Below are 16,193 nucleotides of genomic sequence, written 5' to 3'. Positions count from 1 at the left end.
TCACGGCCTACCGGGCGGTGCGGCGGACCTTCAGCGCCTCGGTCACCAGCGGGATCTGTAGCGGAAGCCGAGCGATCACCGCGGCCTTGACGGCAGGGGACGTCTTCGAGCTCTGCACGTACCGTCGTGCGAGGTCGATGTTCGCGGGGAAGACAGCGACGAACAGGGCTGCCGCGAGGGTGCCGCCGAGTCGACGGGTACGCGGGACGACCAGTGCCGCGGCGACTCCGAGTTCGGCGACGCCCGAAATCTGGGTGTAGGTGCGAGCTTTGCCCGGCAACGCGGCAGGCACCTGCATGTCGAAGAACGCCGGTGTCGCGAAATGCAGTACGCCCGCCCCGCCCAGCAACACCGCGAGGCGCACGGCGGCAGCCCGGCTCTTGTCCTGTGTCATGGCTACACCGTGCCACACGGTCGTCGCCGACAGAGTTCCGACGAGACCGACTCGCGCGCCCGACGCTACGACGTCGCCGAAGAGGGCTACGCTGCCAGCCGTGGACGATCTCGTACTAGGCAGGCGACGTGGCAGGTAGATTGCGCGCTCGCTTGAGCGCCGGTGACACGTTGACGGACAGGCCGGACTTCGCTCTCGTCGGTGTACTTCGTGTTCCGGAACTGCAGAGCAGTCCGTGGCGAGCGATCTACCGGCGAATACTGGTTGCGCTCGCGGCGCTGCTCATCGCAGCGCTCATCGTGTACATCGATCGTGACGGATACCGAGACGCGCAGGACAACGAGCTGTCGTTCCTCGACGCGCTGTACTACGCGACGGTGTCGCTGTCGACCACGGGATACGGGGACATCACACCGATCGCGCCGTCGGCGCGCCTGGTGAACATCCTCGTGATCACACCCCTTCGAATCTTCTTCCTCATCTTGTTGGTCGGTACGACGCTCGCGGTTCTGACGGAGCGGTCTCGGCAGGCATTCAAAATTCAGCGATGGAGGCGCAGCGTGCGCAATCACACCGTGGTCATCGGTTTCGGAACCAAGGGCCGCACCGCCGTCGACGCCATGCTGGGCGACGGCGTTCCCGCGTCGGAGATCGTTGTCGTCGACACCGACCAGACGGTGTTGGACACCGCGTCGAACATGGGGTTGGTCACGGTGCACGGCTCGGCCACCAAGTCGGACGTTCTCCGGTTGACCGGTGCACAGCATGCAGCGGCGATCATCGTGGCGACCAACCGCGACGACACCGCGGTGCTGGTGACGTTGACGGCGCGCGAGATCGCGCCGAAGGCCAAGATCGTGGCCGCGATTCGCGAGGCGGAGAACACCCATCTGCTCCGGCAGTCCGGTGCCGACTCGGTGGTGGTGTCGTCGGAAACGGCCGGTCGCTTGCTGGGCATCGCGACGTCGACGCCGAGCGTGGTGGAGATGATCGAGGATCTTCTGACACCCGAAGCCGGTTTCGCCATCGCCGAGCGCGAGGTGGAGCGCGACGAGGTCGGAGGCTCTCCGAGGCACCTGACCGACATCGTTCTCGGTGTCGTGCGGAGCGGCAAGCTGTTCCGGGTCGGGTCGCCGGAGGTCGACGCCGTCGAAGCGACGGACCGCCTGCTGTACATCCGCCGCGTGGGTGAGTGACGACGCAGAAAGTCGGGTCCGTGCTCGACCGCGATAGTGTCTTCACCGTGCCACGTTTCGAGCTTTCCCAGCCCCCTCTGCTGTCGCGATCTCCTCTCCATCGAGCGGAAGAGCTACGCAAGGACACAGCAGCGCTGCGTGCGGGTTGGTCGACAGCACGAGTGATCGAGATCGATCACCGCGGTCAACTCCGCGTCGACGACGACGGAATCGTCTACACATCGGCCACGGACATCGCTGCCGAGCCCGCTCTCGACGCAGTTTTTCTCGGAATTCACGACGATCGTCATCTGTGGACCAAACGTGTCGGTGTCCTCACCGGCAAGCTCGCCGATCTGCGGTCGTTCGCGGAGTACCTCGACGAGACCGAGCTGTCGATTCTCACGAGCGCTCTCGCGATTCTGAATTGGCATGCTGGCGCGAGCTTCAGCGCGATCGACGGCGCGGCGACGACGCCCTCGGCCGCGGGATGGTCGCGGACAAGTACGTCGAACGGTCACGAGGAGTTTCCGCGGACCGATCCTGCGGTGATCTGCTTGGTGCACGACGGTGCCGACAAGGTTCTCCTCGCCAGGGCCCCGGCGTGGCCGGAGCGGCGCTTCTCGGTTCTCGCGGGATTCGTCGAGGCAGGGGAATCGCTGGAGACCTGCGTAGGACGAGAGATCAGAGAAGAAGTCGGAATCTCCGTGTCCGACATCACCTATCTCGGCAGTCAGCCGTGGCCGTTCCCGCGCTCGATCATGTTGGGTTTCTCCGCGATCGGCGACCCCGACGCACCGTTGGACTTCGTCGACGGCGAGATCGCCGAGGCGTACTGGTTCGAGCGTGCGGAGGTTCAGGCTGCGCTGAAGCTGGGGGACTGGGCTGCGGACGCGGACTCCCGGCTTCTTCTGCCGGGGTCCATCTCCATCGCCCGAGGAATGCTCGAGGCCTGGGCCGCAGCGGTCTGACTACAGCGACAGAGCTTTCTTGACCTCGACGAGGCTGGGATTGGTCGCGGTCGAGCCGTCCGCGTACTTCACCGTCGGCACGACATGGTTGCCGCCGTTGACACTGCCGACGAATTCGGCCGCCGTCGGGTCCTGCTCGATGTCGATCTCGGCATAGGTGATGCCTGCCTCGTCGAGTTGGGTCTTCAGTCGGCGGCAGTATCCGCACCATGTCGTGGAGTACATGGTCAGGGCCGCGGAATTCTCGGTGGTGGTCACGCACGCATTCAACACGTCCATCACGACGGTTGTTCCATCGAGTCTTCTCGCGTCCTTCCAGCCGTGCGCCCGGGCTCGGATCGTGTCGGCGCCTCCTGACATGATGGTCGGCATGCCAGTGGACTCGATGATCACCGGGTTGGACCCCGAACAGTCTGCTGCGGTCTCGGCACCGCGAGGACCGGTGTGCGTGCTCGCGGGTGCGGGGACCGGTAAGACACGGACCATCACACGACGCATTGCGCACCTTGTTTCTGCGGGCCACGTCTCTGCCGGTCAGGTATTGGCGGTCACGTTCACGGCCCGCGCTGCGGGCGAGATGCGTGGCCGGTTGCGGGAGCTCGGTGTCGGTGGAGAAGGGCCACCGGTGCAGGCGCGCACGTTCCACGCGGCGGCGCTGCGGCAACTCAAGTACTTCTGGCCTCAGGTCGTCGGAGACACGGGCTGGCAGTTGCTGGACCGCAAGTTCGCGCTCGTCAGCCAGTCCGCACATCGCGCCGGAGTATCCACATCGACGGATGCAGTGCGCGACCTCGCCGGCGAAATCGAGTGGGCCAAGGGCTCTTTGATCGCACCCGAGGACTATCCAGCGGTCACCGCACGCATCAAGCGTGAGGTTCCTATGGACGCGGCCAAGGTGGCCTCGGTGTACGCGGGATACGAGGATCTCAAGACGCGCGGCGGCGACGGCATGCTGCTGGACTTCGACGACTTGTTGCTGCACACCGCCGCCGCGCTCGAAGAGCATTCCGCCGTCGCGGACGAGTTCCGAGAGCGCTACCGCTGTTTCGTCGTCGACGAATATCAGGACGTCACGCCGTTGCAGCAGCGAGTTCTCGACGCCTGGCTCGGCGAGCGAGACGATCTGACCGTCGTCGGAGATGCAAACCAGACGATCTACTCGTTCACCGGTGCGACGCCGCGGTACCTGCTCGATTTCTCGCGTCGCTTCCCGGACGCGACCGTGGTGCGTCTGGAACGTGACTATCGCTCGACACCCGAGGTCGTGTCGCTGGCAAACCGCGTCATCGGCGCTGCGCGCGGGCGTATCGCGGGTACTCGTCTGCAATTGATCGGTCAGAGACCGGCCGGTCCCGAGCCGGAGTTCGTCGAGTACGACGACGAACCGGCAGAGGCCGACGGCGTCGCGCGGGCGATCAAACGACTTATCGCGAAAGGTGTCGAACCCGCCGAGATCGCCGTGCTCTACCGCATCAACGCCCAGTCCGAGGTGCACGAGCAGGCGCTGACCGACGCCGGGATCGCCTACCAGGTACGCGGCGGTGAAGGCTTCTTCAACAGACCCGAAGTGCGTCAGGGCATTTCGGCATTGCGCACCGCGGGCGGTCGAGACGACCTTCCCGAGGAATCCATGTCGGGCGCAGGTCTACCGTCGTTGGTTCGCGCTGTCCTCGCGCCTCTGGGGCTGACGGCAACCGAGCCGACGGGTGCGCAGGCGCGTGAGAAGTGGGCGTCGCTCGGTGGACTCGTGCAGGTCACCGAAGAACTGCTGGGTCAGGATCCCGAGCTCGACCTGTCTCGTCTGCTCGACGAACTCGCCGCACGCGCCGAGGCCAGGCACCCACCTGTCGTGCAGGGCGTGACGCTGGCGTCGCTGCACGCTGCCAAGGGGTTGGAATGGGACGCGGTCTTCATCGTCGGTCTGGCCGACGGCACGTTGCCCATCTCGCATGCTCTGGGCAACGATCCCAGTGCCGACAACGAGGCCGCCATCGAGGAGGAACGCCGACTGCTCTACGTCGGTGTCACTCGCGCGCGCGAGCATCTGCAGCTGTCGTGGGCTCTCGCCCGCAACGAGGGCGGCAGGAAGTCGCGGCGCCGTTCGAGGTTCCTCAACGGGCTGATTCCCGACGACTCACCGGCCTCGCGCATCGCCGCGCCGACGACCAAGCGGTCAGGGCCGAAATGTCGACTGTGCGGTAAGCCGTTGATCGGGACGGGTGCAACGATGCTGGGCCGGTGCGAATCTCATCCGTCCGACGTCGATGTCGCGCTTCTCGACGCGTTGAAGTCGTGGCGTCTGGACAAGTCGCGAGAGATGAAGGTTCCCGCGTACGTGGTGTTCAGTGACACGACGCTCACCGCTATCGCGGAGCAACAGCCCCAGGACGATCGCGGGCTCGTCGCCATCCCCGGAATCGGCGCGAAGAAGCTCGAGCGTTTCGGTGAGGACGTCCTTGCTGTCGTGAGGGAGTCGTCGACCAAGTAGTCGGCCGTGTCTTCGGAGTTCGCAAAACCCCAGGTAGAAAATAACTTGTGCACTTTCGATCATGAGGTTTAGTCTGTTTTCACCGCTTACGGGAGTCCGTGAGCGTTCATTGTGTCCAGATCGAGTTCGGATGAGGAGGTGGAGAATCGTGAAGAATTTCATCGCTGCCCAGTACTGCGCCCCTACAGCAGGCGTTGTCCCTGCAGGCATTGCTACTGAGGCTGACCTGTCTCGGTCGATGGTTCGGGATTCCGCCCACCGCTTCGCCGTAGGTCGAGTTGCAGGCAGCGTCGCATTCGCCGGTATGGCAGCACGGGCAGAGGCCTGGGCCGCGAAAACGGCAATCCCAGCCACACGTCTCCGCCGCGCACACCGCGCGTCCGTGATCGAAGAAAGATATCGAGAGCACTCTCGATAGATTTCTCGACACAGCCATCACAAGCCACGGACCGCAGACGCGGACCGTGGCCTTTTTCGTTCGACGAGTCTCTCGGATTCGAACGTTCGGCCAACGGGTTCGCACCAATTTCGAGAACCGTGAACACGCCGCACGAAAAGTAGAGGAGACCGACGTGTCAACCGCCACGATCCGGACGACATGCCGTAACGAGGCCGAGAACACCACTGCGACCGCAATGTCGATCGCATCGATGACCATGAACGCGCACACCGGAACTCACGCGATCGACGAAGCCGCAGTTCCATGCAGGGCGGCCGACCCCGACCTGTGGTTCGCCGAGAACCCCACCGAACTCGAGCAGGCGAAGGCGTTGTGCGCAGACTGCCCGATCCGTCGGACCTGTCTGAGTGCAGCTCTCGACCGGGCCGAGCCGTGGGGTGTGTGGGGTGGCGAGATCCTCGATCAGGGAGTCGTCATCGCACGCAAGCGGCCTCGCGGTCGCCCACGTAAGGACGGGGCCGACCGGAAGGTCGCGTGAAACCGATTGTGATGCCCGGCTTTTCAAGCGCCGTCCTCTATCGGACGTCGTCGGTGAAGCCGGGCATCCACTCTGTCAGGATGGCCATGTAGGGCGCGTAGGCGTCCAGCTGCGCACAGATCCCGACGAGGCCCCCGAGCACTCGGAAGATCATGATGTGTTCGGCGGGCATGTTCAGCGCACGAACTGTCCGGAACTGTTGACTGTCGAAATCCGTTGCCGTACCTGCGGCCTTCTGCAGCCATGCGCGAGTGAAGTGGAACGAGTCCGTGCGGATCGGATCCGTGAACGGGCGTAGGTAATCCGCGATCTCCTTGGCGGTGACCGTTCGGCCGGGTATCACGAATCCGTTGTCGACACAGAGGTTCACCAGTTCGTCGAACCGCTCCTCACGCGCGAGTCGCACCATCCGCCCCAATACGGGAGGTAGACCGTTCGGCATGGGGGCAGTCGCTCCGAAATCGATGACGCCGAGGCGTCCGTCGGGCAGCAGCATGAAGTTTCCCGGATGCGGATCCGCGTGCAGCAGCCCCGCGCGCGCAGGCGCAGCGAATGCGAACAGCGCGAGGAGAGCCCCGGCGTCGTTGCGCTGGTCGGCAGTGCCCGACGCGATGATCGACGACAGCGGCGTACCCGTCATCCATTCGCTGACGAGGACTTTCGGCGCACTCGCGACCACTCGGGGTATCGCGAACTGCGGGTCGTCGGCGAATTCCTTCGCGAACGCCCGTTGACTGTCGGCCTCGATTCGGTAGTCCAGTTCGTCCTCGGTGCGGGCGATGAGCTCGTCGAGCACGGGTTTGACGTCTGCGCCGGTGAAGATCGCGCTGAACGTGCTCGCGAAGCGCGACATCGTCTTCAGATCCGCGCGCAATGCGTCGTCGGCGCCCGGGTACTGAATCTTGACGGCGACGTCGCGTCCGTCCGTCCAGACCGCCCGATGGACCTGCCCGATACTGGCGGACGCGACCGGTGTGTCGTCGAACGAGGTGAAACGCGATCGCCAGGCCGTGCCCAGCTGACGATCGAGCATTCGGTGAACTTTTGCTGCCGGCAGCGGCGGCGCCGACGACTGCAGCTTCGTCAACGCCTCCCTGTATGGTTCCGCGAATTCCTCCGGAACGGCAGCTTCCATGACGGACAGGGCTTGCCCGAACTTCATTGCGCCGCCCTTGAGTTCGCCCAAGACCGAGAAGAGCTGCTCGGCTGCCTTGGCGGCAAGATCGGAGTCGATTTCCTCTCGATTGCCACCGGCGAGCTTCTTTCCGAAACCGACCGCCGCCCGGCCGGCGATACCGATGGGAATTCGAGCGAGCTTGGCAGTTCGGGCTGATCCCCGACGAGGAATGTCTGGCACGTACCCATCATGTCTGACCGACGACCATCTCGCCCACAGTGCAGGTGAGAGCGCCGGGCTCGGTCACACGAACGCGCAGTCACACCGCGGGTGCCTCGACCAGTGCCGTGTCGTCATGCGATTTCTCGACAAGTCGACTTCGAGAGTCGTGTCGGTCAGCGACGTCGGCAGATCTCTCGTGAATGCGTCGATCTGGGCCAGCGCAATCGCTGCGGTGGCGAGGACGGTGGGCCTCGATGCCTCGCCCACCCGTCCGAACAAGTGTGCCGACACGTGCGGCCACTGCGGATCGATCGTGCTTCGCTCCAGGTCCAGGCACCGCAGGCAACTCGAGATACCCGGCCGGACAAGCGGTCCGACGATGCCGGTACCTTCTCTCGATCGAACGTGGAGATGCGGGGTCACCGACGTCACCAGCGCCGTCACGGTCTGCGGGTCGGGCACGAGGTCGTCGGTCAGCACCGCGAGATCGCAGTTCCAGCGGCCCTCGTCGTACTGCAGCAGTTCCCGGGGCGGTCGACTGGATTTGGTTACGACGATCGACGACGTCTCGAGCCCGGCCTGCACAGCGTCGCCGAGCGGTCCGCGGCCGATGATGCGGACGGTTCTGCATCGACTCTGGGTGTCGGGGGCGGCGTCGTCGGCGCACTCGACGAGAAGCTGCGCCTCGTCGAGTTCCGACAGCAGCGTCGAGGTGACGTTCGCGGTCATCCCGACCGTCCCCGCGTACCAGACGAGGTGAGCGCGTGACGCCACGCCGTCGATGTGGCGTAGGACGTCGAGAACGATGTCGGGCGTCACGTCGGCCGGGACGGTGAGGACGAAGGATCGGTCGGGGTCCCAGCCGAGGCGTATCGTGCCGTCGCGCTGAACGAAGGCGTCGACGCGTAGTTTGGGCCGACGCAGTGGTCGGTGTTGCGAAGGTGCAGTCACGAGCTGAACGATTGCACGACCGCGGGCAGTGCAGGTGCCGAAAATAGCTGGTTATCCACAGGCTCCCGACGCGTCGACCAGCAGGTACCCACGAAAAACGGGGCGGATCGACAATGATCGATCCGCCCCGTCCACGAGGTCATTCCTTGCTTGTGTCCTGGTCTCCGTCGGGTCGCTCGTCGCCCTTGTTCTCTCGTTCCGAGCGCTCCTGCTCCTCGGTTGCCTTCAGCTGTGCGATCGGGTCGTCGAACTCGCTCGTGCCACCGCCGATGACACCGTCGACGAACGACGCGGGATCGTCGAGGTCCGACGACGTCGGCAGCAGGTCGGGGTGTGCCCACACGCCGTCGCGTCCGTCGATTCCGGCTGCAGCCGTCAAACGACGCCACAACTCGCTGGCCTCGCGAACGCGGCGAGGGCGCAACTCGAGACCGATGAGGGTCGCGAATGTCTGCTCCGCCGGGCCGCCCGACGCACGCCGACGTCGGATGGTCTCGCCGAGGGCTCCTGCTCCCGGCAGTCGCTCGCCCAGGGCTTCGCCGACGACGACCTCGACCCAGCCCTCGACGAGGGCGAGCATCGTCTCGAGACGTTCGAGTGCCAGCTTCTGCTCCGGGGTGGTCTGCGGTTCGAACGCACCCTGCTGCAGTATTTCCTCGATCTTCGACGGGTCGGTCAGCGACGCCGGATCGAGTCCCGACGCGGCTTCCTCGATCGCCGAGAAATCCATCTTGATCCCGCGCGCATAGTCCTCGACCGTGGCGAGCACTCGTTGGCGCAACCAGGGGACGTGGCTGTAGAGGCGCTGGTGTGCGGCCTCGCGTGCGGCGAGAAAGACGAGCACCTCGCGCTCGGGCTGTTCGAGACCCTCGGTGAAGCTCGCGATCGCGTCGGGGAGAAGCGCGGCGACGCCGCTGGGTCCGAGGGGGAGTCCGATGTCCGTGGACGTCAGTACTTCCTTCGACAGCTGGCCGAGCGCCTGGCCGAGCTGCGACCCGAACGCCATTCCGCCCATCTGAGTCAGCATTCCCATCATCGGGCCTGCCATCTGCTGTGCCTCGGGTGGCATGCCCGAGGTCCACATGCTGGAGATCTGAGCGGCTACCGGATCGCACAAGCGCTTCCATGTGTCGATGGTGTTGTCGAGCCAGTCGCTCGGAGTCCACGCAACCGTGCGCGACGCGCCGGCCGGCAGCGTCGTCGAGCCGTCCAGCCACAGTTCGGCGAGATGCGCGGCATCGGCGATGGCGTCGGTCTTGCCTGACGAGACGGGCGTGACGGTACCGATCTGTTGGCGGGCCAGCTGCGTGGCCAGGTCGTAGTTGACCGGGCCTGCATTTCCGGCACCTGCGGTACCCATTCCGCTCAGCATCTGACCGAACTGGGTGAGCATCTGGCCCAGTGCGGCGGGGTCGAACCCTTCACCGCCGAATCCGAAACCGCCGGGCACGCCGCCCGGACTGCCGTCTCCGCCCTGATCCTTCTTCTTGTCCGGATCCTCGTCGGGGCCCTGAAAACCGAAATTGCTCATACTTCAACGGTACAAGGCGAGATGGCTCGTGGCACCGCAGGTCGTCACGCTGACGGCGAACACGACCGTCGACGCGTGACCACGCCCGCGCGGCGACGAACCAGTGTCACAGTGTTCCGACGCCGGGGTCACAGAGGGGTCTCACATCTGCTCCACAGGCGGCGGTTCTAGTCTTTGTCGGGTGAATCGTAGGATCGCCACTCTCGTAGCAGCTCTCGTGCCGGTTGTCGTGCTCGGCGTCGCAGGCACCGTCGTCACCGTCCCGTTCGCTGCACTCGGTCCGGGTCCCACCTACAACACGCTCGGCGACGCCGACGGCCAACCCGTCGTACAGATCGACGGCGCCGACGTGGACCCCACCACCGGCCATCTGAACATGACGACGGTGGCAGTGCGCGATCAGCTGAACATCTTCGAGGCGTTCGGATTCTGGGCCAGCGGTCGGCAAGGACTCGTGCCCCGCGAGGAGGTGTATCCACCGGACAAGACCAAAGAAGAAGTGCAAGAAGGCAATCAGGCCGATTTCGAACAATCCGAGGACAGTGCGGAGCTCGCTGCGCTTCGTCACCTCGGCTATCCGCTCGCGTTGACGGTCGGCACGGTCGCGGCGGACGGACCTGCGGCGGGACGGTTGAACGAAGGCGATCGACTGATCTCGATCGACGGCGCAGCGATCGACACGGTCTCCGGCGTGCGTGACGTCGTCAGCGCACACGCACCCGGTGACGTGATCGTGATGCGCGTGTCCTCCGACGGCGTCGAGCGCGACGAGTCCGTGACTTTGGGCGCGCGACCGGACGACGCGGAGAAGGGCTACCTCGGCGTGACGCCGACGGAAGAGCCGGACGTCCCGTTCACCGTCACGTTCAACCTCGCCGACGTCGGTGGACCGTCGGCCGGGTTGATGTTCTCTCTCGCCGTCGTCGACAAGCTCAGCCCCGGCGAGCTGAGCAACGGCGAGTTCGTCGCCGGAACCGGCACCATCGACAACGACGGGGTCGTCGGACCCATCGGCGGCATTCCGTACAAGCTCATCGCCGCACGCGAGGCCGGTGCCACGACGTTCCTCGTTCCGGCGCAGAACTGCGACGAGGCCACCGCCAACACCCCCGACGGACTACGACTGGTGAAGGTCGATTCGCTCGACGGCGCGATCGATTCCCTCGAGTCCATCGGAACCGGAGGCGACGCGCCGTCGTGCTGAGGCTTCCGGCGTGAAGTCCTGCCGAGTGCCGATGTCACGCCCCATCGACGTTGTCAGTCCTCGTCGACGTTGTCGAACGTCGCGTACAACGCCTGGACGATGTTCGGCGCCAGGTCGTCGTAGGTCAGCAGTTCGGTGGGGCCGAACGGGTCCGTGTCGTCGTCGGGCTGCATCTGCAGCAGTGACAACGACGGTCCGTCCTTCACGACGGCCGCGATCAGGCGGGCATCCTTGCGTTCGGGATGCGACCGGGCAGTGATCCGAGCGGCCTCGTCGGCGGCGTCACGATCGGCCAGCAGCGGCGTCAAGGCGTCGTCGAGGTCCGACTCCGCGGCCGGGGGAAGCACGACGATCTCCTGGACCAGCGCACAACCGACTACTCCGTCCGGCCAACTCGTCGTCGCGAGGAACTCCTCGAGAGCCGGTGATCCACCCTCGATGTCGTCGGGCAGCGCGTGCTGCTGGATCGGGGTCAATGCCGAACCGTCGGCGATGTCGTCGAGGAGGCCCGGCTCCGCCGCGGCGAGGACGGACGTCGGAACCAGCGCGAAGACCTGCGGCGCCTGACCCCATCCCTCGGCGTCGACGAAGTCGACGACCTCACGTACGCATCGTGCGAGAGCCGCCTCGAGTCCCTCGCTGCTGATGTCCATCTCATGGTCGTCGAATCGGTCGTCGTCGAAATCGCTCACCTGCTCATCATCCCATCGACGTGCAAACGAACCTTCTTCGGCCACCGACGACCGGACGGGTGTGGCCGGGTCGTCGGACCGTTCCGTACAGTGGTTCACAAATCGGACAGGCGACGCACGTTGTGCGTCGCCGAAGCCATCTGCGATACCAGTGGTATCGCCCGAAGTTGGAGTGTGGCACGTGGGCATGAGGGCCCCCACCGGTCTACCGTCGTTGTCGCGACGGAGTCGGATTCTGCTCGTATTGGCATTGGTCCTCGCAGCGTTGCTGCTTGTCGGTCCGCGCCTTATCGATACCTACACGAACTGGCTGTGGTTCGGCGAAGTCGGCTTCCGCCAAGTCTTCACGACGATGCTGGTCACGCGGGTGGTGCTGTTCCTGATCGTCGGTCTGCTCGTCGGCGGCGTCGTGTTCCTGGCTCTGCTGCTGGCGTACCGCAATCGGCCGGTCTTCGTTCCCGTTGCGGGACCGAACGATCCGATCGCTCGGTACCGAACGACCGTCATGAGCAGGCTTCGTCTGTTCGGAATCGGCATCCCCGTGGCGTTCGGCGTCATCTCCGGGTTGATCGCGCAGACCAATTGGGTTGCCGTTCAGCTGTTCCTGAACGGCGGTGACTTCGGCCGGGTGGATCCGCAGTTCGGTCTCGACGTCAGCTTCTACTCGTTCGATCTGCCGTTCTACCGTTTCGTCCTGAATTGGTTGTTCGTCGCCACGCTCATCGCGTTCTTCGCCAATCTGTTGACGCAGTACGTCTTCGGCGGAATTCGACTCGCGGGACGTGAGGGCGCTCTGACGCGTGCAGCCCGAATTCAGCTCGCGGTGCTGGCCGGATTGTTCGTTCTCTTCAAGGCAGTGGCGTACTGGCTCGATCGGTACTCGCTGCTGTCGAGCAGCCGTAAGGAACCGACGTTCACCGGCGCAGGCTTCACCGACATCAACGCTGTTCTGCCGGCGAAGCTGATCCTGCTCGCCATCGCATTGATCTGTGCTGCAGCATTTTTCGCGGCGATCTTTCTCCGCGATCTTCGGGTGCCTGCATTGGCGACGGCGTTGCTCGTGCTGTCGTCGATCCTCGTCGGCGCGGTCTTCCCGCTGCTGATGGAGCAGTTCTCGGTGCGCCCCAACGCAGCCGAGAAGGAGAGCGCATACATCGAGAGGAACATCGCGGCAACGCGTGACGCCTACGGCATCGGTGACGACCAGGTCGAGTATCAGGACTACTCGGGTGAGAGCTCGCAGAATCCGCGCGAGAGCCAGGCGGACATCACCACGATCGCGAACACCCGTCTGCTCGACCCGAACATCCTGTCGCGCACGTTCACTCAGCAGCAGCAGCTCAAGAACTTCTTCGGCTTCCCGGACACGCTGGACATCGACCGGTACGAGATCGACGGTCAGCTGCAGGACTACATCGTCGCGGCGCGCGAACTGTCCCCGCAGTCGCTGACCGGTAACCAGACCGACTGGATCAACCGCCACACGGTGTACACCCACGGCAACGGATTCGTCGCAGCGCCGGCGAACCGTGTCAACGCTGCCGTCCAGGACCCGACGTCCGAGGGCGCCAGCAGCAACAGCGGTTACCCCATCTACACCGTCAGTGACGTCGCGTCGCTGGGCACGGAACAGGTCATTCCCGTGGATCAGCCGCGTATCTACTACGGCGAGGTCATCGCGCAGGCCGATCCCGACTACGCAATCGTCGGTGGCACGGGAACCGGTGATCGTGAGTACGACACGGACGATTCCAATTACACGTACACCGGTGCGGGTGGTGTGCCGGTGGGTAACTGGTTCAACCGACTGGCGTTCGCTGCGAAGTACGCCGAACGAAACATCTTGTTCTCCGGCGCGATCGGTGACGACTCCAAGATCCTGTTCAATCGTGATCCTCGCGATCGCGTCCAGAAGGTCGCACCGTGGTTGACCACGGACACGGATTCGTACCCGGCAGTCGTGGACGGCCGGATCGTCTGGATCGTCGACGGCTACACCACGCTGAAGGACTACCCGTACGCTCAGCGCGCGTCGCTGGATGGACTGACGGTGGACAGTGTCGAGTCGGCGACCGGCAGGCCGCTTCCGAAGGAAGAAGTGTCCTACATCCGCAACTCGGTGAAGGCCACCGTCGACGCGTACGACGGATCTGTGACGCTGTACCAGGTCGACGACAAGGACCCGGTGCTCAACGCGTGGATGGGCGTCTTCCCCGACTCGGTCAAGCCGTCGTCGGACGTCCCGGACGAGCTACGTGCGCACTTCCGGTATCCCGAGGATCTGTTCAAGGTTCAGCGTGAGATGTTGGCGAAGTACCACGTCGACAACCCGAACGAGTTCTTCACCAACAACGCGTTCTGGTCGGTCCCCAGCGACCCGACAGGCGAGGGCGGCACGGGCAGTGAGCTCAACCAGCCGCCGTACTACGTTCTGATCGGTGATCCGGAGACCGGTGAGCCGTCGTTCCGGCTCACGAGCGCGATGGTCGGCTTCAACCGCCAGCTGCTGTCCGCGTACATCTCGGTCCGGTCGGATCCGGAGAACTACGGCAAGTTCACCGTTCTCCAGCTACCGACGTCGACTCAGACACAGGGTCCCCAGCAGGCGCAGACATCGATGGTGTCCGATGCGCGAGTGGCGTCGGACAGAACTCTGTTGGAGCAATCGAACGAGTTCCAGTACGGCAACCTGCTGACACTGCCCATCGCAGACGGCGGCATTCTGTACGTCGAGCCGCTCTACACGTCTCGAAAGAATGCAGCGACATCGTTCCCGCAGCTGACCAAGGTCCTGGTGAGCTATCGCGAACCAGGTGTCGATGGTGGTGTGCGCGTCGGCTACGCCGCGAGACTCTCGGAAGCGCTCGATCAAGTCTTCGGAGCGGGAACAGGTTCTGCTGCTACGGCACCCGGCGGAAATGCAGCCGAACCGCAGCAGACGACGGAGCCCACCGAACCGCAAGGCGAGACTCAGGCGACGACACCGCCGAGCGGTGCCCCAACCGAGAGTCAGCCGCCGAATTCCGCTGCGGTGCAACGTCTCGACTCCGCGCTGGCCGAGGTACGCTCCGCTCAGCAGAGCGGCGATCTGGGTCGACTCGGTACAGCGTTCGAGGCCCTGCAGCAGGCGATCGACTCGTACCAGAACGGTGGTAGTTGATCGCAGGCTGAAGCGCCTGTGACAACGGAGATCCTGCACAACTGAAAACCGAAGCGGCGCCGTCACTCTCTTCCTTAAGTGACGGCGCCGCTTCGTATCTCGGATCAGAGAACGATCCGAAGTCGGAGTCGGTCGAAGGATCTACCGACCGAGGGATGCCAGGACGGGCGATGCAGCTGCAACGGCCTGGTCGAACTGCGCGCCGACACCGTACTGGTTCGCCAATGCCGATGCCTGGTCGAATCCGTTCTGCGCGACCGCGGTTGCGTGGTCGATGTACTGCTGAGCGGTTGCCTGGTACTCCGGTGCGACCGGCAGCTGCGGTGCGGCGGGTGCCTCCACGACAGGAGCAGCCGGTGCCTCGACGACAGGTGCTGCCTGCACGGCAGGTGCGACCTCGGCAGCAGCCGTGGACTCGCCACTGGCCAGGTGGGCACCGCACACGGGCCATGCGCCGACGCCTTGGGTCTGCAGGACGTTCTCGGCGACGCGGATCTGCTCGGCCTTCGAAGCGTTGGCGGGCGATCCGCTGCCACCGTTGGCTTCCCAGGTGCTCTGCGTGAACTGCAGACCGCCGTAGTAGCCGTTGCCGGTGTTGATGGCCCAGTTACCACCGCTCTCGCACTGTGCGACGCCGTCCCAGTTGTGCGGGGCTGCGTTGGCGGTGCCCATGGAAAGGCCGAGGGGAATCGCAACGACGGCGCCGGTGACGGCAGCCCATCCCAGAGCGCGCTTTCCGAATGATGTGTGTGTGGTCATGCGGGTGAATCCTCTCCGCGCTTGCCTGCGCATGTCGGAGACGTACATCGGTCGATGTGTCTCGTTGATGTGTACGAACGATCACGAGTTCGCACTGCTCGCGCCTCTGCCCCCGTGCAAATCGGGGAACCGGCTCCCGCGGGGCAGAGCGTCGCAGCGGCGGAAGCGGTTTCGGTCCTGTTTTGTAGGGCCGGTCGTGAAGGTAGTCCCATATTTTCGTGACGTCACACAGAGATTTGATGGCGGTCCTGTCCACATATTGGGACCGAGAACGATATTCACGCTGGTGGAAGGGCGTTGCGATGCATTCGTTTCCGCTTCGTTACACCGTTGTGATGTGACTTAGATCACCATAAAGAAGTGATGCGGGGCACTGGTTTTTGTGTATCGGACCGCGTAGTTCGGGTGCCGTGCCGGAGGATTCGCGGGTACTTCGGTGCGAGATGCAACGGATTTGCATTCGTTCGTCATCGTCCGGTAACTTTGCGTTCGCAACGCGGGGTGGAGCAGCTCGGTAGCTCGCTGGGCTCATAACCCAGAGGTCGCAGGTTCAAATCCTGTCCCCGCTACCAATCGAAGGACCGGCACTCG

13 protein-coding genes and 1 tRNA gene are annotated in these 16,193 nt (G+C 64.5%); 7 read left to right on the top strand and 7 right to left on the bottom strand.

The window, feature by feature from the left end:
• Positions 1-7 precede the first annotated feature (7 nt).
• Positions 8-394, bottom strand: a complete 387-nt coding sequence (locus CHB96_RS21420; RefSeq protein ID WP_089250041.1) for a DoxX family protein — start codon at positions 392-394, stop codon at positions 8-10.
• A gap of 128 nt (positions 395-522) precedes the next feature.
• Between CHB96_RS21420 and CHB96_RS21415 the strand changes: the two genes are divergently transcribed.
• Both CHB96_RS21415 and nudC read left to right on the top strand, forming a co-directional pair.
• Positions 523-1,590: a potassium channel family protein gene (locus tag CHB96_RS21415; RefSeq protein WP_089250039.1), complete on the top strand. Its 1,068-nt coding sequence runs from the start codon at positions 523-525 to the stop codon at positions 1,588-1,590.
• Between the two features lie 47 nt (positions 1,591-1,637).
• Positions 1,638-2,540: an NAD(+) diphosphatase gene (gene nudC / locus CHB96_RS21410; protein WP_089250223.1), complete on the top strand. Its 903-nt coding sequence runs from the start codon at positions 1,638-1,640 to the stop codon at positions 2,538-2,540.
• Here nudC and CHB96_RS21405 read toward each other — a convergent pair whose 3' ends face one another.
• On the bottom strand, positions 2,541-2,819 hold the full coding sequence (locus CHB96_RS21405) for a mycoredoxin (RefSeq protein WP_089250221.1): 279 nt from the start codon (positions 2,817-2,819) through the stop codon (positions 2,541-2,543).
• An 82-nt stretch (positions 2,820-2,901) separates the two neighbouring features.
• On the opposite strand from CHB96_RS21405, the gene CHB96_RS21400 reads away from it, so the two are divergent.
• Complete coding sequence (locus CHB96_RS21400; RefSeq protein WP_089250037.1) at positions 2,902-5,028, top strand: ATP-dependent DNA helicase UvrD2; 2,127 nt, start codon at positions 2,902-2,904, stop codon at positions 5,026-5,028.
• Between the two features lie 650 nt (positions 5,029-5,678).
• Positions 5,679-5,966, top strand: coding sequence for a WhiB family transcriptional regulator (locus CHB96_RS21395; protein WP_176444427.1), 288 nt, complete (start codon positions 5,679-5,681; stop codon positions 5,964-5,966).
• A gap of 37 nt (positions 5,967-6,003) precedes the next feature.
• On the opposite strand, the gene CHB96_RS21390 is transcribed toward CHB96_RS21395, so the two are convergent.
• The 3 genes from CHB96_RS21390 to CHB96_RS21380 form a co-directional block, all read right to left on the bottom strand.
• Positions 6,004-7,323: an ABC1 kinase family protein gene (locus CHB96_RS21390; RefSeq protein WP_089250035.1), complete on the bottom strand. Its 1,320-nt coding sequence runs from the start codon at positions 7,321-7,323 to the stop codon at positions 6,004-6,006.
• A 63-nt stretch (positions 7,324-7,386) separates the two neighbouring features.
• Complete coding sequence (locus CHB96_RS21385; RefSeq protein ID WP_245865998.1) at positions 7,387-8,256, bottom strand: hypothetical protein; 870 nt, start codon at positions 8,254-8,256, stop codon at positions 7,387-7,389.
• Positions 8,257-8,395: 139 nt separating this feature from the next.
• Complete coding sequence (locus tag CHB96_RS21380; protein ID WP_089250031.1) at positions 8,396-9,787, bottom strand: zinc-dependent metalloprotease; 1,392 nt, start codon at positions 9,785-9,787, stop codon at positions 8,396-8,398.
• A 181-nt stretch (positions 9,788-9,968) separates the two neighbouring features.
• On the opposite strand from CHB96_RS21380, the gene CHB96_RS21375 reads away from it, so the two are divergent.
• Positions 9,969-10,991 carry a YlbL family protein gene (locus tag CHB96_RS21375; RefSeq protein ID WP_089250029.1) on the top strand — a complete coding sequence of 341 codons (1,023 nt, stop codon included), beginning with the start codon at positions 9,969-9,971 and terminating at the stop codon, positions 10,989-10,991.
• A gap of 53 nt (positions 10,992-11,044) precedes the next feature.
• On the opposite strand, the gene CHB96_RS21370 is transcribed toward CHB96_RS21375, so the two are convergent.
• Positions 11,045-11,644: a PPA1309 family protein gene (locus CHB96_RS21370; RefSeq protein WP_176444426.1), complete on the bottom strand. Its 600-nt coding sequence runs from the start codon at positions 11,642-11,644 to the stop codon at positions 11,045-11,047.
• A gap of 220 nt (positions 11,645-11,864) precedes the next feature.
• Here CHB96_RS21370 and CHB96_RS21365 point away from each other — a divergent pair, with 220 nt between their 5' ends.
• A complete protein-coding gene (locus tag CHB96_RS21365; RefSeq protein WP_176444414.1) occupies positions 11,865-14,843 on the top strand; it encodes a UPF0182 family protein in 2,979 nt (992 codons plus the stop codon).
• Between the two features lie 141 nt (positions 14,844-14,984).
• Here the strand turns inward: CHB96_RS21365 and CHB96_RS21360 are convergent, their stop codons facing one another.
• Positions 14,985-15,602: a transglycosylase family protein gene (locus CHB96_RS21360; protein WP_089250215.1), complete on the bottom strand. Its 618-nt coding sequence runs from the start codon at positions 15,600-15,602 to the stop codon at positions 14,985-14,987.
• Positions 15,603-16,097: 495 nt separating this feature from the next.
• On the opposite strand from CHB96_RS21360, the gene CHB96_RS21355 reads away from it, so the two are divergent.
• Positions 16,098-16,174: transfer RNA gene (locus CHB96_RS21355), tRNA-Met, on the top strand.
• Positions 16,175-16,193 lie beyond the last annotated feature (19 nt).

It is taken from the genome of Rhodococcoides kyotonense (genome assembly GCF_900188125.1).
In the GTDB taxonomy this organism is placed as follows: Bacteria; Actinomycetota; Actinomycetes; order Mycobacteriales; family Mycobacteriaceae; genus Rhodococcoides; species Rhodococcoides kyotonense.
This window is presented reverse-complemented; position numbering and strand designations above follow the sequence as displayed.

What these genes read in the sequence shown, in the direction of transcription:
- CHB96_RS21370 (WP_176444426.1), bottom strand. Translation starts at nt 11,644, where the DNA reads ATGGACATCAGCAGCGAGGGACTCGAGGCGGCTCTCGCACGATGCGTA.
- CHB96_RS21405 (WP_089250221.1), bottom strand. Translation starts at nt 2,819, where the DNA reads ATGGACGTGTTGAATGCGTGCGTGACCACCACCGAGAATTCCGCGGCC.
- CHB96_RS21360 (WP_089250215.1), bottom strand. Translation starts at nt 15,602, where the DNA reads ATGACCACACACACATCATTCGGAAAGCGCGCTCTGGGATGGGCTGCC.
- CHB96_RS21380 (WP_089250031.1), bottom strand. Translation starts at nt 9,787, where the DNA reads ATGAGCAATTTCGGTTTTCAGGGCCCCGACGAGGATCCGGACAAGAAG.
- CHB96_RS21420 (WP_089250041.1), bottom strand. Translation starts at nt 394, where the DNA reads ATGACACAGGACAAGAGCCGGGCTGCCGCCGTGCGCCTCGCGGTGTTG.
- CHB96_RS21395 (WP_176444427.1), top strand. Translation starts at nt 5,679, where the DNA reads ATGACCATGAACGCGCACACCGGAACTCACGCGATCGACGAAGCCGCA.
- CHB96_RS21400 (WP_089250037.1), top strand. Translation starts at nt 2,902, where the DNA reads ATGGTCGGCATGCCAGTGGACTCGATGATCACCGGGTTGGACCCCGAA.